At 69.8% G+C, this 20,686-nt stretch carries 17 protein-coding genes; 8 read left to right on the top strand and 9 right to left on the bottom strand.

The features are described 5' to 3' along the window. Window positions 1-80: 80 nt before the first annotated feature. On the bottom strand, window positions 81-605 hold the full coding sequence (locus ACFYPA_RS14490; protein ID WP_359080836.1) for a DUF2617 family protein: 525 nt from the start codon (window positions 603-605) through the stop codon (window positions 81-83). Window positions 606-1,359: 754 nt separating this feature from the next. Between ACFYPA_RS14490 and ACFYPA_RS14495 the strand changes: the two genes are divergently transcribed. Beyond that, window positions 1,360-2,559 (top strand): pyridoxal phosphate-dependent aminotransferase, encoded by a 1,200-nt coding sequence (locus ACFYPA_RS14495; protein ID WP_389131930.1) that lies wholly within the window; start codon window positions 1,360-1,362, stop codon window positions 2,557-2,559. Window positions 2,560-2,625: 66 nt separating this feature from the next. On the opposite strand, the gene ACFYPA_RS14500 is transcribed toward ACFYPA_RS14495, so the two are convergent. After that, window positions 2,626-3,195: a YbjN domain-containing protein gene (locus ACFYPA_RS14500; RefSeq protein ID WP_359080839.1), complete on the bottom strand. Its 570-nt coding sequence runs from the start codon at window positions 3,193-3,195 to the stop codon at window positions 2,626-2,628. 150 nt (window positions 3,196-3,345) lie between these two features. Next, window positions 3,346-5,940 (bottom strand): ATP-dependent chaperone ClpB, encoded by a 2,595-nt coding sequence (clpB, locus tag ACFYPA_RS14505; RefSeq protein WP_389131935.1) that lies wholly within the window; start codon window positions 5,938-5,940, stop codon window positions 3,346-3,348. A 189-nt stretch (window positions 5,941-6,129) separates the two neighbouring features. On the opposite strand from clpB, the gene ACFYPA_RS14510 reads away from it, so the two are divergent. After that, window positions 6,130-6,534: a pyridoxamine 5'-phosphate oxidase family protein gene (locus ACFYPA_RS14510; RefSeq protein WP_359080843.1), complete on the top strand. Its 405-nt coding sequence runs from the start codon at window positions 6,130-6,132 to the stop codon at window positions 6,532-6,534. 22 nt (window positions 6,535-6,556) lie between these two features. Here ACFYPA_RS14510 and ACFYPA_RS14515 read toward each other — a convergent pair whose 3' ends face one another. Together ACFYPA_RS14515 and ACFYPA_RS14520 are read right to left on the bottom strand one after the other, a co-directional pair. Beyond that, complete coding sequence (locus ACFYPA_RS14515) at window positions 6,557-7,423, bottom strand: hypothetical protein (protein ID WP_389131937.1); 867 nt, start codon at window positions 7,421-7,423, stop codon at window positions 6,557-6,559. A gap of 194 nt (window positions 7,424-7,617) precedes the next feature. Next, entirely contained in the window at window positions 7,618-7,938 is a 321-nt protein-coding gene (locus ACFYPA_RS14520) for a (2Fe-2S)-binding protein (protein ID WP_136314816.1), read from the bottom strand. A 488-nt stretch (window positions 7,939-8,426) separates the two neighbouring features. On the opposite strand from ACFYPA_RS14520, the gene ACFYPA_RS14525 reads away from it, so the two are divergent. Both ACFYPA_RS14525 and ACFYPA_RS14530 read left to right on the top strand, forming a co-directional pair. Beyond that, complete coding sequence (locus ACFYPA_RS14525; RefSeq protein ID WP_359081092.1) at window positions 8,427-9,275, top strand: helix-turn-helix transcriptional regulator; 849 nt, start codon at window positions 8,427-8,429, stop codon at window positions 9,273-9,275. Between the two features lie 184 nt (window positions 9,276-9,459). Further along, window positions 9,460-10,506: a LuxR C-terminal-related transcriptional regulator gene (locus tag ACFYPA_RS14530; RefSeq protein WP_359080848.1), complete on the top strand. Its 1,047-nt coding sequence runs from the start codon at window positions 9,460-9,462 to the stop codon at window positions 10,504-10,506. 31 nt (window positions 10,507-10,537) lie between these two features. Here the strand turns inward: ACFYPA_RS14530 and ACFYPA_RS14535 are convergent, their stop codons facing one another. From ACFYPA_RS14535 to dnaK, 4 genes are all read right to left on the bottom strand, one after another. Continuing rightward, complete coding sequence (locus tag ACFYPA_RS14535) at window positions 10,538-10,984, bottom strand: heat shock protein transcriptional repressor HspR (protein WP_014155378.1); 447 nt, start codon at window positions 10,982-10,984, stop codon at window positions 10,538-10,540. Window position 10,985: 1 nt separating this feature from the next. Next, complete coding sequence (gene dnaJ, locus ACFYPA_RS14540) at window positions 10,986-12,176, bottom strand: molecular chaperone DnaJ (RefSeq protein WP_359080850.1); 1,191 nt, start codon at window positions 12,174-12,176, stop codon at window positions 10,986-10,988. Window positions 12,177-12,257: 81 nt separating this feature from the next. Then, entirely contained in the window at window positions 12,258-12,908 is a 651-nt protein-coding gene (gene grpE / locus ACFYPA_RS14545; protein WP_359080852.1) for a nucleotide exchange factor GrpE, read from the bottom strand. Beyond that, entirely contained in the window at window positions 12,905-14,758 is a 1,854-nt protein-coding gene (gene dnaK, locus ACFYPA_RS14550; RefSeq protein WP_359080854.1) for a molecular chaperone DnaK, read from the bottom strand. Before dnaK ends, grpE begins: the two co-directional genes overlap by 4 nt. A 361-nt stretch (window positions 14,759-15,119) precedes the next feature. On the opposite strand from dnaK, the gene ACFYPA_RS14555 reads away from it, so the two are divergent. The 4 genes from ACFYPA_RS14555 (at window position 15,120) to ACFYPA_RS14570 (ending at window position 20,659) form a co-directional block, all read left to right on the top strand. Next, window positions 15,120-15,818: a sugar transferase gene (locus ACFYPA_RS14555; RefSeq protein ID WP_389131942.1), complete on the top strand. Its 699-nt coding sequence runs from the start codon at window positions 15,120-15,122 to the stop codon at window positions 15,816-15,818. Between the two features lie 113 nt (window positions 15,819-15,931). Continuing rightward, on the top strand, window positions 15,932-18,199 hold the full coding sequence (locus ACFYPA_RS14560; RefSeq protein ID WP_359080858.1) for a (Fe-S)-binding protein: 2,268 nt from the start codon (window positions 15,932-15,934) through the stop codon (window positions 18,197-18,199). A 251-nt stretch (window positions 18,200-18,450) separates the two neighbouring features. Next, window positions 18,451-19,611 carry an FG-GAP repeat domain-containing protein gene (locus ACFYPA_RS14565; protein ID WP_389132135.1) on the top strand — a complete coding sequence of 387 codons (1,161 nt, stop codon included), beginning with the start codon at window positions 18,451-18,453 and terminating at the stop codon, window positions 19,609-19,611. A 109-nt stretch (window positions 19,612-19,720) separates the two neighbouring features. Further along, window positions 19,721-20,659 (top strand): Yip1 family protein, encoded by a 939-nt coding sequence (locus tag ACFYPA_RS14570; RefSeq protein ID WP_359080860.1) that lies wholly within the window; start codon window positions 19,721-19,723, stop codon window positions 20,657-20,659. Window positions 20,660-20,686 lie beyond the last annotated feature (27 nt).

The raw sequence follows: 20,686 nt of genomic DNA on the forward strand, positions 1-20,686 counted from the left end.
CGAACGCTACGTCACTGAAACGTCGCCGCTTGTCACCCACAAGGGTGCAATCGGCGCACTCTTCGTGGAGTTGGCGCCGGTCACAGCGCCGCCGCTGCCGGCATCCGCACACCCACCCGGGTGCGGGTCACCACCAGCCGGCCCTCCTGCGGGTACGCGTGCCAGGTGCGCCACCGCACCTGGCCCTCGGTCCGCTGGGCGAGCATGGCGGTGAAGGCGTGCGGGCTCCCCGGGAACGTCCCGGCCAGCCCGTGGGGGTGGTCGGCGACCAGGGCCAGCAACTCCTGCGCACGCCCCGCGAAGGAGCCCGCGCCGAGGGTCTCGACGCGCGCCGCGAACTCGTACTCCCAGTTCCCCAGCCGCTTGGAGACGCCTAAGGGCAGTGGGGTGCTGCTGCCGGGGATACAGGCGACGGTTTCGGAACAGCTGCCCTGCTCCTCCTCCAGAAGCACCTGGTGGGAGGCGCCGAGCAGGCGCAGCTGGAGTTGTGCGCCGGCGAGCTGGAGGTCGAGGACGGCCAGCGCCGGGAGCGGTTCACGCCCCAGCGCCCAGGCCAGATCGGCGGCGCGGGTGTCGGAATAGGCCGTATGAAGGGTCGTGAGCATGGGTCGGCTCCGCAAAACACACATGGACACGTGGACAGGGGGCGCCCCGACGTGGTGCACGTGGGAGGTGGGAAGCGCCCGATCAGGTCCAACTGGGGTCCGAGGGCTGAATGTTCTCTCAACTGAGGGAATCACGAACTACGTCGCGCTCGCAGCGTTTTTGCCCAACTTGGCGGGGTTTCCATCCCCTCGGGGGCCTGTCGGTTCAGGTGTTCACCAGGGATGCGCCGTGCGGCCCAACAAAAAGGCGCCCGGCGGGACTTAGAGGGGCTCCCCCCTCGTCCCGCCGGGCACCGGGCCGGCTCGTCCTGCCCGGCCGCGGACCAGCTGCCCCGTGTCAGCTGCCTCCGCCGCATCCGCCCCCGCCACCACCGCACGACGAACCGCCGCCGCACGAGGAACTCCCGCCACACCCGTGGCCGCCGGAATGGCCGCCGGAGTGACCCCCCGAGCCACTGCCCGCGTCCCCGGCCCACCAGCTGCCGCCGCTCGCCCCGCCGCTGCCGGCCGCCCCCCGGCGCCTGCCCCGGCCCAGCGGCTTCCCGCGGCTTCCCGCGCTCGCCATCATCACGACGAGGAGCATGACCCCCACGATCACCATCACCCCGATGAGCACACCCTTCACGGACCTCACGCCCTTCCGTCCCCCGAAGCGATCGTCCCCCGCTCCGTACCGATTCCTGCGTGCCAGGGGGATTCCCCCACCCCCGTACGGCCAAAGCAGACTTGAGCAACTCCAGAGCTTCCGCGCAGGATGGCGGTCATGACACAGGGACCACCACAGGGACGACCGCTGCTCAACCGCCGCCTCGCCGGGTTCGGCACGACGATCTTCGCGGAGATGTCCGCGCTGGCCGTCCGCACCGGCGCCATCAACCTCGGCCAGGGATTCCCCGACACCGACGGCCCCGAGGAGGTCCGCGAGGCAGCGGTCCGTGCCCTGCGCGCCGGGCACGGCAACCAGTACCCGCCGGGGCCCGGCGTCCCCGAGCTGCGCACCGCGATCACCGCCCACCAGCAGCGGCGCTACGACCTCGCCTACGACCCCGACACCGAGGTCCTCGTCACCGCGGGCGCCACCGAAGCCATCGCGGCCTCACTGCTCGCGCTCCTGGAGCCGGGGGACGAGGTCGTCGCCCTGGAGCCGTACTACGACTCGTACGCCGCCTGCATCGCCATGGCCGGCGCCACCCGCGTCCCCGTGACCCTGCACCCCGAGCCGTCCACCGGCGCCTTCCGGCTGGACCTCGACGAACTGCGCGCCGCCGTCACCCCCCGCACCCGGCTGCTGCTCCTCAACACCCCGCACAACCCCACGGGCACCGTCCTGACCCGCGAGGAGCTCGGCGCGATCGCCGAGCTGGCGTGCGAGCGCGACCTCCTCGTCGCCACCGACGAGGTCTACGAGCACCTGGTCTTCGAGGGCGAGCACCTGCCGCTCGCCGGCTTCCCCGGGATGCGCGAGCGGACGGTCACCATCAGCTCGGCCGGCAAGACGTACTCGTTCACCGGCTGGAAGATCGGCTGGATCACCGCGAGCCCCGAGCTGGTGTCGGCGGTGCGCGCGGCGAAGCAGTATCTGACGTACGTCTCCGGCGGGCCGCTCCAGTACGCCGTCGCCGAGGCCCTGCGGCTGCCCGACAGCTTCTTCGAAGGGCTGCGCGCGGATCTGCGGGCCAAGCGGGACCTGCTGTGCGACGGGCTCGCCGAGGCCGGTTTCGCGGTCTACCGCCCGGCCGGCACGTACTTCGTCACCACCGACATCCGCCCGCTCGACAGCCGCGGCGACGGCATCGCGTTCTGCCGGGCCCTGCCGGAGCGTTGCGGGGTGGTGGGCGTCCCCAACGCGGTCTTCTACGACCACCGGGATCAGGGCGCGCCCTTCGTCCGCTTCACGTTCTGCAAGCGTACGGAGGTGCTGGAGGAAGCCGTCTCACGGCTCAAGGGCCTGTGACGCGGCACGGCGCGGGAAGCGGCCCGTCCGGACCGCTCCCCGCGCCGTGCTGTCGTCGCGTGTGGCTCAGGCTTCGGGAGCGGCCTGCTCCGTGCCCTCCGCGTCGTCTTCCTTCGCGTCGGCCGGTGCCAGGCCGAGGCGCTCCAGCAGCCACTTGTCGAACTCGATGGAGGCGCGCACCCAGCTGACCGTCGAGGAGACGAAGTGCTCCAGGGAGACGCCGGTGCCGATGAGCATCTGCGCCTCACCGATCAGCCGGACCGAGGTACCGGTGTCCTCGGAGCCCTCCTCGGGCTCGTGGGTGTGCGTGTAGACCTTGGGCCACAGGGTGCGGCGGTTCCAGTCGTCGATCGCGTCGAGCAGGACCGGGCGCTGGTCCGTGTCGTGCGGGCGGTCGTAGAACGTGCGGACCGAGAAGACCTGCTGCTCGCCCTCGCCACGGAACATGAAGTACGTGCGGAATTCTTCCCACGGCGCCGCGAGGTCGCCCTCGTCGTCGACGACGTACTTCAGCTCCATCTGCTCCAGGAGCTGCTTGACGAGGTCCTGGTCAGGGACGACGGGGCCCTCCGGTCCTGCCGCCTGCGGTTCGGGCTGGCCCCCGAAGTTAGGAATCGAGGACGGATCGATGCTCACCGTAATTTCCCTTCGTGCGGTTGGCTGCCAGTCTCTCCCATGCCAGGCGGGGCGTGGCAAGCCCGCACGGCCCCGATCCGCCACAAGCTGATATCCAGCCGGTGGGGAGCGGGGCCGCAAGGGGTTCCGGTTACGCCACTCGTGCTCCGGTCACGTCGCCGCGCCGACGATCAGGCCGTCGCCGACCCGGTCCACCCGGACCGTGTCGCCGTCCGTGATCTCGCCCGCGAGGATCTCCTTCGCGAGCCGGTCGCCGATCGCCGTCTGGATGAGGCGGCGCAGCGGCCGGGCGCCGTAGGCCGGGTCGTTGCCCTCCTCCGCCAGCCAGGCCAGGGCGGCCGGGGTGACGTCGAGGGTGAGCCGCCGGTCCGCCAGCCGCTTGGCGAGGCGGTCGATCTGGAGCCCCGCGATGTGGGCGAGCTCGTCGCCGGACAGCGCGGAGAAGACCACCAGGTCGTCGAGCCGGTTGAGGAACTCCGGCTTGAAGGAGGCCCGTACGACGTCCATGACCTGCTGCTTCTTCTCCTCGGGCTTGGACAGGGGGTCGACCAGGTACTGGCTGCCGAGGTTGGACGTCAGGATCAGGATGGTGTTGCGGAAGTCCACCGTCCGGCCCTGTCCGTCGGTGAGCCGGCCGTCGTCGAGGACCTGGAGCAGGATGTCGAAGACCTCGGGGTGCGCCTTCTCCACCTCGTCCAGCAGGACGACGCTGTACGGGCGACGGCGGACCGCCTCCGTGAGCTGGCCGCCCTCCTCGTAGCCGACGTACCCGGGCGGGGCGCCGACCAGCCGGGCCACGCTGTGCTTCTCGCCGTACTCGCTCATGTCGATGCGGACCATGGCCCGCTCGTCGTCGAAGAGGAAGTCCGCGAGCGCCTTCGCCAGCTCGGTCTTGCCGACACCGGTCGGGCCGAGGAAGAGGAACGAGCCGGTGGGCCGGTCGGGGTCGGCGATGCCGGCCCGGGTACGGCGTACGGCGTCCGAGACGGCCTGCACGGCCTCGGTCTGCCCGATGAGGCGCCGGCCCAGCTCCTGCTCCATGCGCAGCAGCTTCTGGGTCTCGCCCTCCAGCAGACGGCCGGCCGGGATTCCGGTCCAGGCGCCGACGACATCGGCGATGTCGTCCGGGCCGACCTCTTCCTTGACGAGCGTCTCCTTGGGCTCCTTCGCGGCCTCCTGCTCGGCCTCGGCGGCCTCGGCCAGCTCCCGCTCCAGGCCCGGGATCTCCCCGTACAGCAGCTTGGAAGCGGTGTCGAAGTCGCCGTCGCGCTGGGCCCGTTCGGCCTGGCCGCGCAGGTCGTCGAGGCGTTCCTTCAGCTCACCGACGCGGTTGAGGCCCTGCTTCTCCTTCTCCCAACGGGCGTTGAGGCCGCGCAGCTCCTCCTCCTTGTCGGCGAGGTCGCGGCGCAGCTTCTCGAGCCGCTGCCTGGACGCGGGGTCGCTCTCGTTCTTGAGGGCCAGCTCCTCCATGTGCAACCGGTCGACGGCGCGCTGGAGTTCGTCGATCTCGACGGGCGAGGAGTCGATCTCCATGCGCAGCCGGGAGGCCGCCTCGTCGACGAGGTCGATGGCCTTGTCGGGAAGGAAGCGCGAGGTGATGTACCGGTCGGAGAGGGTGGCGGCGGCGACCAGCGAGGCGTCCGCGATCTGCACCTTGTGGTGGGCCTCGTAGCGGCCCTTGAGCCCGCGCAGGATCGCGATGGTGTCCTCGACGGACGGCTCGGCGACGAGCACCTGCTGGAAGCGGCGCTCCAGGGCCGGGTCCTTCTCGATCCGCTCGCGGTACTCGTCGAGCGTGGTGGCGCCGACCATCCGCAGTTCGCCGCGGGCCAGCATGGGCTTGAGCATGTTGCCCGCGTCCATGGCGGAGTCGCCTCCGGCGCCCGCGCCCACGACGGTGTGGAGCTCGTCGATGAACGTGATGATCTGGCCGTCGCTCTCCTTGATCTCGGAGAGGACGGTCTTCAGGCGCTCCTCGAACTCGCCGCGGTACTTCGCGCCCGCGACCATGGCGCCGAGGTCCAGCGAGACGAGCCGCTTGTTCTTCAGGGACTCGGGGACGTCACCCTTGACGATGCGCTGGGCGAGCCCTTCGACGACGGCCGTCTTGCCGACGCCGGGCTCACCGATGAGCACCGGGTTGTTCTTGGTCCGGCGGGACAGCACCTGGACGACGCGACGGATCTCCTGGTCACGGCCGATGACCGGGTCCAGCTTGCCCTCGCGTGCGGCCGCGGTGAAGTCCGTACCGAATTTCTCCAGGGCCTTGTACTGGCCCTCCGGGTCGGGTGTGCTCACCCGGCGCCCTCCCCTGCTCTTCTCGAATGCGTCCAGCAGCCTCTTCGCACTGGCGCCCTGCCCGTCGAGGATCTCACCGGCGCGCCCGCCCTCGGCGGCGATGCCGATGAGCAGGTGCTCGGTGGAGATGTAGTCGTCGCCGAGTTCCTTCGCCCGCCGGGCGGCGTCGTTGATGACCGCGAGCAGTTCACGGTTGGGCTGCGGCGGGGCGACGGTCGAGCCGGTCACGCTGGGCTGCGCGCCCAGGAGCCGCTCGGTCTCCGTGCGTACGGCGATCTGGTCCGCGTCGACGGCGGCCAGCAGATCCACCAGGTTCTCGTTGTCCTCCCCCGAGAGCAGCGCGAGCAGCAGGTGCCCTGGGGTCAGATCGGGGTGCCCGTCCTTCACGGCCCTGCCGGTGGCCGCATTGATGGCGTCCCTGCTCCTGTTGGTCAGCTCGGCGTCCACGTGCGCTCTCTCCTCCTTGCGGTGACTGGTCCGTTCTCACTACTGACACGGTCAACGTGCACAAAGTTGAGTCTATTCCACTCAAGGCGGAAACGGACGGCTTCCGGGCCCCTCTTTCCCTTCGAGTGAAGCGGCCGCCCACCCCGCCCGCCACCGCAGGACGACTCCCGCACTGCCTACGCTGTCCCCATGGCAGTCGACGTACGCAACCCCGGCCCGGAGTACCTCGCGTTCTGGCGCGAATCCCACCTGTGCACCCTCACCACACCCCGCCCCGACGGCACCCCGCACGTGGTACCGGTGTGCGTGACGTACGACCCCGAGGCCGGTCTCGCCCGCATCATCACGAACAGGAACAGCCGCAAGGTCGCCCACATCCTCGCCGCGGGACCGGACGGCGCCCGCGTCGCGGCCTGCCAGGTGCACAGGGCGCGCTGGGCGACCCTGGAAGGCGTCGCCAGGGTGCGTACGGAGCAGGACAGGGTCGACGAGGCGGTGCGCCGCCACATGGAGCGCTACGAGCGCACGCCGTCACCCAACCCGGACCGGGTCGCCATCGAGATCACCCTGGACCGAGCCCTCGGCCGGGGCTGACCGCACTCCCGCAGGCCCACCGTCAACTGCCGCCCCCCGCCCAGGGCCGGCGACGCGGCACGGGCGGCGGCGCCATAGGCGTGGGCGCCCGGACCGGTACGGGCGCGGCCACGTCCTCCTCGATCACCGGGAGCCCGTGCGGGAAGGCCGCTCCGGCATCCACCGCGCGCCCGTCGACGGCGGCGTACAGCCCCTCCAGCGCGGCAGCGTGCAACGCCTCCCGCAGAGCGCGCGGCGACTCGGTCCGCATCACGGCCCTCTCCGTGTCGGTGCCGCCGAAGCCCCCGACGAAGTCGGAGACGAACTGCCGGACGAGCCCGGTGCCGCGCCGGTCGCGCCGCATCACCCAGCCCACGTAGAGGCCGGTGCCGTACGTGAACACCGAGAGGTACGCCACGTAGCCACCGTCCCGGAGCGCCATCCGGTGGGTCACCCGCGGATGATCACCCCGGGTGCGGATGCGCCGGAACACCGGCACGACCGGCAGCCCGCGCTCCCGCACCACCCTCGCGATCTCGGCGTACGCCGCTTCGGCGCGCGGTCCCCGGCCGTCCAGCAGGACCCGCCACTCACCGACCGGCTCGGAGACCTTCGACACCAGGAAGACGGCGACGAACACGATCATGGCGATCTGCAGCCCGACCCCCATGATCCCGAGACCGCTCCCCCGATCGCCGGTCAGGGCGATGAGCCCGAGGAAACCGAAGAGGAGGAGTACGCCGCATGCCACGGCGGCGGCCCTCAGCCACACCGCCAGAAGTACCTTCCAGTGCACCGCGTCATCGAAGGCGCCCTCCGCCTCGTGGCGGAGCGACGCCCGGTCGAAGCCCGCGGCCTCGCCGCCGCCCCCGGGCCGCCCCGGCAATGCTTCGACTTCGTGTCCGCTCATGAACGCCCCTTGGAATGGGAGGGCGGAGCTCGGGGGCCGCACCACCACCCACACCGATGGCGGAGATCGTCACCTTCCGTGCCGCTCCGACCGGAATGTCTCCGGGAGAAGCACAACGGCACCACCGTGTTCAGGTCACGGTGGCGCCGTTGTGTGGGGGAGTGTCTGAGCGACGTGGAACGACGGGGGATCGCTCAGGCACTGCGGGGGGTGGCGGAAATGGCTTCAGGTTCGAACAGCTGGTGGTCACGCTGCGCGAGGTTCACGAAAATCATGTCGTACCGAATGGCGCAGCGCACGGGCTGCGGCGCCCCGCGCGGCTTGCGGAGGCACCGGTAGGCGCGCAGTTCCCCGTCGTCCTCACGGGCGACGACGACCGGGTCACCGAACAGAGTGACCATCAACGAATCACCACGGTGGGGGAGTGCCGTGACGAGGTCGATGAAATGCCACCCTGAGCGATAGGCGGTTGCCATCTCGCGCCGGAAGGTCCGGTCGTCCGGCGGCGTGGTCATGTCAGGAGCCCGCCGAAGTCGACGTGAATCCCCACGTGATGTCACCCTGCGCATCCTTCGGCGCAACGCCACCCCACGTGATGTCACCGAGGGGGGCTGCAGCCACATGACTCGATGCCGGGTCCGGCACGCCCCCCCAGGTAATGTCAGTGGCACCCAGCACGCTGTAGGCCAAGGCCCCCGCAAACGCAGCGGCAAGCACCGAGCGAAGCATTCGCTTATACATTTCGGCTTCGTCCTCACTTGATGGGTCATCTCCCCCGCACGTAAGACGATGTCTCACCCAGGGACGCGAACACCACTGGGTCGATGCATCATGTTCCTGCTGGTTCAAGAACATGGGGGGTGGAGATATGGCCACAAGTAGACCGAATACGGGACATCCTCATGGGATCACCGAACTTTGCGAAGCAGGGCAGCGCCTTTACGCCAGCGCACTGCGATCTGGACGGATACCGCGCTCGGACGTGGCGCCCGCACCCTGTCTGATCGACTTCGCCCTGCTGCACCCGGACCCCGATGACGCCGAGTGGCTCCGTCCCGTACCTCCGTCAGCAGCACTCGCGCAGCGTCTTCACCCCATCGAGCGCGAGATCCAGGACCGCCGGCGACGCTCCCTCGAACTGGCCGAATCCTTCGAACCGTTCATGGACATCAGCGCCCAGGACGCACCGACCACGCACGCCATCACCGTGCTGGAAGGCAACGCCAGAATCAATGCCGCCATCGATGTCGCGACGGCCGAGTGCACCGACGAAGTCCTCACCATCCAGCCGGGGGGCGGTCGCAGCGAACTCATCCTCAGCAAGGGCGTCGAGCGCGGGCAGGCCGTGATCGACCGCGGCGTCAGCATCCGCACGCTCTATCAGCACACCGTCCGGCACCATCACGGGACGTACGCCTACGCCGAGCGCCTGGCAGAGGGCAAGGTCGAGATCCGCACCCTCGAGGAACTCGTCGAGCGCATGCTCGTCTTCGACCACACGGTGGCCTTCATCCCCGCCCAGGAAGACGGTGAAGTGGCACTGGAGCTGCGCCATCCCGGACTGGTCGCCTACCTCATCAGGGTCTTCGAGCAGCTCTGGCAGCGCGCCACCCCGCTCCTGGAGGACGTTCGCTACGACCCCACCCCCGAAGGCATCAGTGGTGTCCAGCGCTCCATCGCCCAACTCCTCGTAGAGGGACACGTCGACGACTCGATAGCCCGGCGCCTCGGCATGAACGTGCGCACCTGCCGGACCCATATAGCCAAACTGAACGCCGCCCTCGGCAGCAAGAGCCGAACTCAACTCGGTTATCTGATCGCCCGGTCAGGAATCCTGGAACAGGATTCCTGACCGGCCGGCACCCAAAGATCCCCACCCCCGGGCCGGGAGCACCACCACGCAAAGGGGGAGAGCGTGGCCGTGCCCTGAAATCAGCCGGGGGAGTTCCCGGCTCCCCCGACAGGCCAACACTCTCGCGGTCGCTAGGGTTTCACCACCGTCATCTTGTTGCACTGCAAAGAATGAGGGGGTCCAGATGGGCACGGAAACGGGCATACCAATTCACCCGCACAGCAACTCCGAACTGTGCGAGCCGGCCATCCGGCTCTACTCCGAATCCCTGCGCCGCGGGCGCCTCCCCCGAGCCGATATCGCGCCGGCCCCCTGCCTCATCGAAATGGCCCTGCTCCACCCGGACCCCCGCGACCCGGCGATGCTGTGCCCCACCCCGCCCTCGGCGGCACTCGCCCACCTGCTGCGGCCCCTCACGCGCACCGTCCATGAACAGGTCCGCCGCAGCGCGGCCCTCGTCGACTCCCTGGCGCCCCTGGCGGCCATCGCGAGCGAGGACCCCAACCTGTCCATCACCGTGCTGGAGGGCAAGAGGCTGATCGACTCCGCCCTCCAGGAAGCGGCCGCCGGCGCCGGCACGGAAGTCCTGACAGCCCAGCCGGGCGGCCACCGCTCGTCCGAGCAGATCGAGCAGGGCCTGTCCAACGGGCTGTCAGCTGTGGGCAGAGGAGCCCGGCTCCGCCACATCTACCAGCACCCGGCGCGCTACAGCGCGGGCGTCAGGAACTACCTGGAGCAGATGCCGCCAGGACAGGTGCAGGTCAGAACGATGGAGCAGACCATCGACCGGCTCATCATCTTCGACCACGCCGTGGCGTTCATTCCCGCGACAGCCGACCGCGATGTGGCTCTCCAGATCCGGCATCCGGCGCTGGTCCGCTACCTGGTGCAGGTGTACGAGGTGCTGTGGGCGCAGGCCACTCCGATCACCGAGCATCTGCAGACGGCCGCTCCGGGCACGCCCGTCACCGCGGTCCAGCTCAGCATCGCCCGCCTCCTCGTCCAGGGACACCATGACGAGGCCGTGGCACGGAAGCTGGGCTTCAGCGTCCGCACCTGCCGCGCCCACATCGCCAGGCTCATGCAGACACTCGACGCCACCAGCCGCACCCACCTCGGCGCCCTCCTCGTCCAGTCCGAAATCGCCGGGCCCGTAGCGCCACACGGGGCAGGAGGGTCCGTAACGCCACGCACGACAAGGAAGCCCGCCACCCCCGACGTTCCGGGGTGACGGGCTCCTCGCACGGGTCAGGTGCCCCCGCTCAGTCCTTCGGCCGCTTCGGCCGCCAGACCACCAGCGCGCTGGTCTGCTGCACATCCTGATACGGCACCAGGTCGCGCCGGTACGACGCGTGCACCTGCGCCTCGCGCTGCTGCATGGCCACCGCCGCCCCGTCCACAGCCGCCGAGAGTTCGGCGACGCGCTGCTGGAGGGCGGCCACCTGGTTCTCGAGCTCGATGATGCGCTTGATGCCGGCCAGGTTGATGCCCTCGTCCTGCGACAACTGCTGCACGGTGCGCAGCAGCTCGATGTCGCGGGCCGAGTAGCGCCGACCGCGCCCGGCCGTGCGGTCGGGCGAGACCAGGCCGAGGCGGTCGTACTGGCGCAGCGTCTGGGGATGCAGGCCCGAGAGCTGGGCCGCGATCGAGATCACGTACACCGGGGATTCATCGGTCAGTTGGTACGGATTACGTCTCCGGCCGTCCACCTCAAGCTCCCTTCGCTGCCTGGAACAGCTCCGCCCGCGGGTCCGGGCCCGCGGTCGCCTTGCGGTAGGTCTCCAGGGCGTCCCGGGCCTCGGGGCCCAGGTCGGTGGGGACCATCACCTCGACGGTGACCAGCAGGTCGCCGCGGCTGCCGTCCTTGCGGACCGCGCCCTTGCCGCGGGCCCGCATGGTACGCCCGTTGGGCGTGCCCGCCGGAAGCTTCAGGGTGACCGGGGGCCCGCCGAGCGTGGGGACCTTCACCTCGCCGCCGAGCGCCGCCTCCGTGAAGGTGACGGGCACGGTGATGGTGAGGTTGTCGCCCTTGCGGCCGAAGACCGGGTGGGCGTCGACGTGGACGACGACGTAGAGGTCGCCGGCCGGTCCGCCGCGCTCGCCCGGGGTGCCCTTGCCGCGCAGCCGGATCCGCTGGCCGTCGAGGACGCCCGCCGGGATCCTGACCTGCATGGTGCGCGACGACTTCGCCCGGCCGCTGCCCTTGCAGACGTCGCAGGGGTCCTGGGCGATGAGGCCCCGGCCCTTGCAGTCCACGCAGGGATCGGTGAGCGAGAAACCGCCACCGGTGCCGCGCGAGACCTGGCCGGTGCCGACGCAGGTCGGGCAGACCCTGGGGGTGCCGTTCTTGTCGCCGGTGCCGGAACACGCCTTGCAGGGAGCCTGGCTGGACATCCGCAGCGGGACCGTGGCCCCGTCGACCGCCTCGGTGAAGCTGAGCGTCACCTCGGACTCGATGTCCTGGCCGCGGCGCGGCTGCACCCGCGTACCGGTGCCACCGCCGCCGCGGTTGAAGAGGCCGCCGAAGACGTCGCCCAGGCCGCCTCCGCCGCCGAACCCACCGGCGCCGCCCTGGCCCCCGCCCGGGGCACCTCCGAAGAGGTCCCCCAGGTCGAAGTTGAAGTTGCCCTGGGCCCCGCCGGGTCCGGCACGGAAACCACCGTTGCCGAAGAGGGCGCGCGCCTCGTCGTACTCCTTGCGCTTCTTGGTGTCACCGAGGACGTCGTTCGCCTCGGAGATCTCCTTGAAGCGCTCCTCCGCCTTGTCGTCGCCCTTGTTGGCGTCCGGGTGGAACTCGCGGGCGAGCTTCCGGTACGCCTTCTTGATCTCGGCGTCGGTGGCGTCCTTCGGGACGCCGAGAACCTTGTAGTAGTCCTTCTCGACGAAGTCCTTCGTACTCATCGACGTCCCTCCTTCCGGACGACCGGCCGGGTGGCCGGACGGGTGGATGGGCGGTGTGCTGCCAGGTGGTCGGACGGAATGTCAGACCTCCTCGCCGCCACCGCTCTCCTCGTCGTCACTCTTCTCTTCCTTCGCGGCCCCGGGTGCCGCCCCCGGCTGGGGTTCGGCCACCGCCACCCGCGCGGGGCGGATGGTGCGCTCGCCGATCCGGTAACCGGGCTGCAGGATCGCCACGCAGGTGTCTTCCGTGATGTCCGGCGCGTACGAGTGCATCAGGGCCTCGTGGATCGTCGGGTCGAAGGGCTCGCCCTCCTTGCCGAACTGCTGCAGTCCGAGCTTGGCGACGACCGTCTCCAGCGATTCGGCCACCGACTTGAACCCGCCCACGAGCTCACCGTGCTCACGGGCCCGGCCGACGTCGTCGAGCACGGGCAGGAGCTCGGACAGGAGACCCGCGACGGCGATCTCCTTGACCGTGACCCGGTCCCGCTCCACACGGCGGCGGTAGTTCTGGTACTCGGCCTGGAGCCGCTGGAGGTCGCCCGTGCGCTCGGAGAGCGCGGTGCGGACCTGGTCCAGCTGTGCCGTCAGGCCTGCTGTCTGGTTCGCGTCCCCGGCCGGGGACGCCTCCTCCTCCGCGGAGGGGGTGGCGTCCTTCGGCTCGGCGTCGTCAGGGGTGGCGCCGGAGGGGACGTCGGGCTTCTCCTCGAAGCCCGGAGTCTCCTCGGTCACGCCGCACCGCCCTTGGAGTCCTTCTCGTCGTCGACGATCTCGGCGTCGACCACATCGTCGTCAGCCTTGGCCTGCTCGGCACCCGGCTGCGCGTCACCCTGCGGGCCACCCTCGGCCTGGGCGTTGGCGTACATCGCCTGGCCCAGCTTCTGGGAGACGGCCGCGACCTTCTCGGTGGCCGTACGGATCTCGGCGGTGTCCTCGCCCTTGAGCTTCTCCTTCAGCTCGGTGAGCGCGGTCTCCACCTCCGTCTTGACGTCGCCGGGGACCTTGTCCTCGTTGTCCTTGAGGAACTTCTCCGTCTGGTAGACGAGCTGTTCGCCCTGGTTACGGGACTCGGCGGCCTCGCGACGGCGGTGGTCCTCGTCCGCGTACTGCTCGGCCTCTTCGCGCATCCGGTTGACCTCGTCCTTCGGCAGCGAGGAGCCACCGGTGACGGTCATCTTCTGCTCCTTGCCGGTGCCGAGGTCCTTGGCGGCGACGTGCATGATGCCGTTGGCGTCGATGTCGAACGCGACCTCGATCTGCGGCACACCGCGCGGGGCCGGCGGCAGACCGGTCAGCTCGAACATCCCGAGCTTCTTGTTGTACGCCGCGATCTCGCGCTCGCCCTGGTAGACCTGGATCTGCACGGACGGCTGGTTGTCCTCGGCCGTCGTGAAGATCTCGGAGCGCTTGGTCGGGATCGTGGTGTTGCGCTCGATGAGCTTGGTCATGATCCCTCCCTTGGTCTCGATACCGAGGGACAGCGGCGTGACGTCGAGGAGCAGGACGTCCTTGACCTCACCCTTGAGGACACCGGCCTGGAGCGAGGCACCGATGGCGACGACCTCGTCCGGGTTCACGCTCTTGTTGGCGTCCTGGCCGCCCGTGAGCTCCTTGACGAGCTCGGCGACGGCCGGCATACGGGTCGAGCCACCGACGAGAACGACGTGGTCGATCTCGGAGAGCTGGATGCCCGCGTCCTTGATGACGTTGTGGAACGGGTTCTTGCAGCGGTCCAGCAGGTCGGCGGTGAGCTGCTGGAACTGCGAGCGCGTGAGCTTCTCGTCCAGGTGCAGCGGGCCCTCGGCCGACGCGGTGATGTACGGGAGGTTGATCGTGGTCTCGGTCGAGGACGAGAGCTCGATCTTCGCCTTCTCCGCGGCCTCGCGGAGACGCTGGAGAGCCATCTTGTCCTTGGACAGGTCCACGCCGTGCCCGTTGGCGAACTGCTTCACCAGGTAGTCGACGACGCGCTGGTCCCAGTCGTCACCACCGAGCTGGTTGTCACCGTTGGTGGCCTTCACCTCGACGACGCCGTCACCGATCTCCAGGAGCGACACGTCGAAGGTGCCGCCACCGAGGTCGAAGACGAGGATCGTCTGGTCGTCCTTGTCGAGCCCGTACGCCAGCGCGGCGGCCGTCGGCTCGTTGACGATGCGCAGGACGTTCAGGCCCGCGATCTCGCCGGCCTCCTTCGTCGCCTGACGCTCGGAGTCGTTGAAGTACGCCGGGACGGTGATCACCGCGTCGGTGACCTTCTCGCCCAGGTACGACTCGGCGTCGCGCTTCAGCTTCTGCAGGATGAAGGCGCTCATCTGCTGCGGGTTGAAGGTCTTGCCGTCCAGGTCGATCTTCCAGTCAGTGCCCATGTGGCGCTTGACGGAGCGGATGGTCCTGTCGACGTTCGTCACTGCCTGGCGCTTGGCTACCTCGCCGACCAGAACCTCGCCGTTCTTCGCGAAGGCGACGACGGACGGCGTGGTCCTGGCGCCTTCGGCGTTGGTGATGACGGTGGGCTCGCCGCCTTCGAGAACGCTGACGACGGAGTTAGTCGTGCCCAGGTCGATGCCGACCGCACGTGCCATTTCAATTCCTCCAACTGACTACTTGAGTGGATCTGACTCAAGGATGCATGACGCCCGCCCCAGAGTCAACAGACCTGAGTCGAGCCGACTCAACTATCGTGCACGCCCCCGTCGCCACCAGGGCAAACGTCGCACCACGCGACGGTGGACACACGTCGCATACAGGTGATCGGCGGCAATTCCGACCCACGTAAGGGCGACACCTGCCCGTCCCCACGGGTCGCACACACCTCCTCATCATCGCCTCATGGGATCGTTCTGTCACAAAATGGCGCGAGCCACCCAAAACCGGCACACGAGCCACGGACTCCGAATGCCACAGACCCCGACTCCCGTCAGCCGACCCAGGCAGGTGCGAACCATGCAGACGCAGTGGCAAAGACAGCGCCACGGGCCGCGACGGCGGCCGGGGCCCGCCGGGCGCACCTGGCAGCCGCCGCGACCGCCCCGGCTCCCGGCCGCCCTGAAGGCCCTGAGGGCCCTGGCACCGGCGCCCCTCCCCCGCCCCACCGCGAAGCGCGCCCTGGATCTGGCGCTCGGCTCGGCCCTCCTGGTGCTGGCCGCCCCCCTGCTCGCCGCGGCCGCCCTGACCCTCCTCGCGCAACGCGGCTCGGGGGGCGTGCTGACGCACTCGACCCGGGTGGGAGTGGACGGCGGACACTTCGTACTGCGGTCACTGCGCACCCGCCGACTGCGGCTGCACGTGATCTCCCGGCTCCCCCATGTCGTACGGGGCGAGCTCTCCCTCGTCGGCCCCACCCCGCTCACCCCGGGCGACGCGCGGGGCCGGCCGGCCGGTGCGAGAGACTGGCGGCGGGAACTGAAGCCCGGCCTGACCGGCCTGGCCCAGATCCGCCACCGGTCGGCGATGCCGTGGGACGAGCCGGAACTCCTCGACCAGCACTACGCCGAGCACCACCGGCCGGGCCTGGACCTGGCGATCCTCACGGAAGCCGTCGCCGCACCCCTGCGACGCGCGGCCCGGGGCCTCGCCCGGCGCGCCAAGGCGGACCTGAGCGACACAGATCACCGCCTGCCCGGCTACAGGACGGCGGAATAAGTGGATAGTGTCAGCACAGACTGATTAAGTTACTGCTTAGTAAGCACAGCGTCATCTCTGAGTCATCAGCGAACACCGCTGGACCCCACCCTCGCAGGCCCGAGGAGCCCCACATGCAACTCGCCGCGATCATCGTGTCGCTGGTGCTGACCGTAGTCGGCGTTGCGCTCATCGCCCGAGCGGTCGCGCAGATCTACCGGTTCGTCCGCCTCGGACAGCCGGTACCGGCAGGCAGCCGCACCGACGATCCCAAGCAGCGCACGATCACCCTGGTCAAGGAGTTCCTCGGCCACACCCGGATGAACCGGTGGGGGATCGTGGGCTTCGCGCACTGGTTCGTCGCGATCGGCTTCTTGACGCTGCCGCCGACCCTGCTCCAGGCGTACGGACAGCTCTTCAAGGCCGACTGGGTGCTGCCGATCATCGGTGAGTGGCTGCCGTTCGAGCTCTACATCGAGTTCATCGGCCTGATGACGACGGTCGGCATCCTCGTGCTGATCGCCATCCGGCTGCTGAACCTCCCCTCCCGGGCCGGCCGCAAGTCGCGGTTCGCGGGCTCGAAGGCCTGGCAGGCGTACTTCGTCGAGTACGTCATCCTCGTCATCGGCCTGGCGATCCTGACCCTGCGCGGTCTCGAGGGTGCGATCCACCACGTCGGCGGCTACGAGGCCGCGTACTTCGTCTCGTACCCGCTGGTCCTCGCCTTCAAGGGACTCGCGCTCGGCACGCTGCAGAACCTCATCTACTTCACCGCGATGATCAAGATCGGCGTCTCGCTGATCTGGATGATCACGGTCTCCCTCAACACCAACATGGGTGTCGCCTGGCACCGCTTCCTCGGCTTCCCGAACATCTGGTTCAAGCGGAACGCCGACGGCGAGGTCGCGCTGGGCGCGCTGCAGCCGATGACCACGGGCGGCAAGGAGATCGACTGGGAGGACCCGGCCGAGGACGCCGTCTTCGGTGTCTCCCAGGTCGAGCAGTTCTCCTGGAAGGGCATCCTCGACTTCTCCACGTGTACGGAGTGCGGGCGCTGCCAGTCGCAGTGCCCCGCCTGGAACACGGGCAAGCCGCTCTCCCCGAAGCTCCTGATCATGTCCCTGCGCGACCACGCGCACGCCAAGGCCCCGTACCTGCTGGCCGGCGGCGGCAAGGACATGGAGGGCAACGAGAAGGCCTCGGCCGAGCAGCTGAAGGACGTCCCCGCCGCCGCCCTCGCGGAGGCCGAGCGCCCGCTCATCGGCACCGTCGAGGAGAACGGCGTCATCGACCCGGACGTGCTCTGGTCCTGCACCACCTGCGGTGCGTGCGTCGAGCAGTGCCCGGTCGACATCGAGCACATCGACCACATCGTCGACATGCGCCGCTACCAGGTGATGATCGAGTCCGCGTTCCCGTCCGAGGCGGGCACGATGCTCAAGAACCTGGAGAAGAAGGGCAACCCCTGGGGGCTCGCCAAGAAGCAGCGCGTCGAGTGGACCAAGGAGGTCGACTTCGAGGTCCCGATCGTCGGCAAGGACGTCGAGGACCTCACCGAGGTCGACTACCTCTACTGGGTCGGCTGCGCAGGCGCCCTGGAGGACCGGGCCAAGAAGACCACGAAGGCCTTCGCGGAGCTGCTCCACATCGCGGGCGTCAAGTTCGCGATCATGGGCGGCGACGAGAAGTGCACGGGTGACTCGGCCCGCCGCCTGGGCAACGAGCCGCTGTTCCAGCAGCTCGGCCAGGAGAACGTCGCGATGCTGAACATGGCGTTCGGCGAGGACGACGAGGACGACTCGACGAAGAAGGCGAAGGCGACGAAGAAGATCGTCGCGACCTGCCCGCACTGCTTCAACACCATCGCGAACGAGTACCCGCAGCTCGGCGGCGAGTACGAGGTCATCCACCACACGCAGCTGCTCCAGCACCTCGTCGACGAGGGCAAGCTGATCCCGGTGACCCCGGTCGAGGGCCTGATCACGTACCACGACCCCTGCTACCTGGGCCGTCACAACAAGATCTACACGCCCCCGCGCGAGATCATCGCGAAGGTCCCGGGTCTGCGGAACGAGGAGATGCACCGCCACAAGGAGCGCGGCTTCTGCTGCGGCGCCGGTGGTGCCCGGATGTGGATGGAGGAGCGGATCGGCAAGCGCATCAACAACGAGCGCGTCGACGAAGCCCTCTCCCTCAACCCGGACATCGTCTCCACCGCCTGCCCGTTCTGCCTCGTCATGCTGACCGACTCGGTCAACGGCAAGAAGAACGACGGCAAGGCGAAGGAGTCGATCCAGGTGGTCGACGTGTCGCAGCTGCTGCTCGACTCCGTGAAGACCCCGGCGGACCCGGCGGGCGAGCCGGAACCGGCTGACGCACCGGAGCCGGAACCGGTGAAGTAGAACCGGAACCGGTGTGAAGCAACCGTCGGCCGGTTGAAGTAACCGTCGACCGGATGAGGTATCCGTCGAGCGGTTGAAGTAACCGTCGACCGTGCCATCGCGTTGCACGAGCGGCCGGACCTGCCTCGGGGGCAGGACCGGCCGCTTCTGCTTCACGGCTCCGATGACGCATCATGTGGGGCGGCCGCGACGGCCGCGACCTACGAGGTATTCCCACGGGGAACGCATCGCATCGGAGGTATCCCGTGCGGATACGCAGGGCGAGAACGACAGCACGCACCGGCGGCCGGACACCCGGCGCGGCCACGACAGCGGCGGTCGGCGGCCTCTGCGTACTCCTGCTGACGGCCTGCGGCGGCTCCCCCGGCTCCTCCTCGGCCCCCAAGAACGGCGACGCCCCTCCCACCGCCCTGACCGGTCTGGCGGGCGCCGAGCGCCACGCGGTCCCGCACGGCACCGGCAGCCGCACCCCCGACGACTTCAACGGCGACGGCCACCGCGACCTCGTCCTGGACGACCTGGTGAAACCGGCGGCCGACAGCCACGGCGACGACGCCGGGATCGGCATCGTGTACGGCTCCGCCGCCCGCGGCCTCGACCCCTCGGTACGCCAGTTGCTCAGCGCGCGTACGAACGCCGCGAAGGTCGGCGACACGCTCCCTTCGGCCTTCGACGCCCAGGAGTCGTGCGACCTGGACCGGGACGGCTTCACCGATCTGATCGTGGCCACCGACCCCCCGTACAACGGCGTCGGCCGCCCGCCCGTACCGCTGCAGATCCTCTTCGGCTCCCCCGCGGGCCTCACCGGCAAGGCGGTCACCCTGCGCATCCCGGACCGGGCGCGCTTCGGCGACGCCTGGCCGGACCACCCCGTCTGCGGCGACTTCGACGGCGACGGGAAGCCGGACCTGGCCGTGACGGCGAGCGCGGGCCGGCTGAGCTTCCTGCGGGGCCCGTTCACCCGCGACGGCCGCCCGCACGCCGCCGGCGGCACCATCCCCGGCGCGGGGCCGGCCCTGTCCGCCCCCGAGCCCCGGACGGACACGAACGACGACGGGTACGACGACCTGGTGTACACGGCGCGCCCCCATGAGCCCGGCACCGCCGGCAAGGGCACGCTGCTGCTCGGCAGCCCCGACGGACCGGGCCGCCCGGGCGGCGCGTACCGCTTCGGAGCACCGGCCGCGGACCTCCCGGCGGCGCCCTTGCGCAAGGCGGCCGGCAGCACGGCCCCGGCCCGAGCGGAAACGACCCTTCTCCAGCGGTACGCGGACTTCGACGGCGACGGGAAGCCGGACACGGTGGTCCGCACGCACCGGGGCGAGACGGCGGACCTGATCGCGCTGTACCCGGCGTCGACGCCGGACCGTCCGCTGATCACCTTCACCACGGCCCTGTTCACAGCGGGCTGAGGACAACCCCCCAGGGTTCCCTTAGGGGATGTCACAGCTAGGCGGCAAAGGCGGCCCAGTTCCCCCGCCCCGACCACCCGGCCCGTGCGGACCAGGTACGTTCGATGACGTGGCTGGATTCAGGATCGGACGCGGCCGGGACAACCGCACCCCGCAGCAAGCGCGACAACAACCGCGGCAGCAGCCGTACGGCAATCAGGCACCACCGCCGTACGGACAGCAGCAATGGCCGCCGACGGGAGGCAACGGCGCCCCGCCCCAAGGCGGCGGCTACAACAACGCCCCCGGGCACCAGGGCGGCTACAACGGTGGCTACAACAGCGGCGGGGCCGACGAGCCCGAGTACTTCGCCGACCCGTACCCACAACCCCACCACCCCCAGCAGCACCACCAGGGCGACCCGTACGCGAACAGCCCGGGCCACACCCAGGCCTTCAGCATCAACGAGGACCCGTACGGCGACGGCAACACCTACCGCGCCGGGCAGGCCCCCGCCCAGCCCGCGGGCCCGCGCCTGCACTGGAAGCAGCTGCTGAGCGGCATCGTGACGCGCCCGGGGCCGACGTTCTGGCAGATGCGCGACTACCCCGTCTGGGGCCCGGCGCTCGTCGTCACGTTCCTCTACGGCCTGCTGGCCCTGTTCGGCTTCGACGAGGCCCGCGACGACGCGATCGGCGCACCCGTCGGCAACGCCATCCCCTACGTCGTCATCACCGGCATCGGCTTCGTGCTCGGCGGTCTGGTGCTCGGCGCGGTCACCCACACCCTCGCCCGCCAGCTGGGCGGCGACGGCGCATGGCAGCCGACCGTGGGCCTCTCCATGCTGATCATGTCGATCACGGACGCCCCGCGCCTGATCTTCGCGCTCTTCCTGGGCGGCGAGAACTCCCTGGTCCAGATCCTGGGCTGGCTCACCTGGCTGGCGGCCGCGGCCCTGTTCACCTCGATGGTGAGCAAGTCCCACGACCTGCCGTGGCCGAAGGCGCTGGGCGCGTCGGCGATCCAGCTGCTCGCGCTGGTCTCGATCCTCAAACTGGGCACGATCTAGAAAGAACGAGAGCCCCCGCAGCCCCTT

Source organism: Streptomyces sp. NPDC005775 (genome assembly GCF_042871565.1).
In the GTDB taxonomy this organism is placed as follows: Bacteria; Actinomycetota; Actinomycetes; order Streptomycetales; family Streptomycetaceae; genus Streptomyces.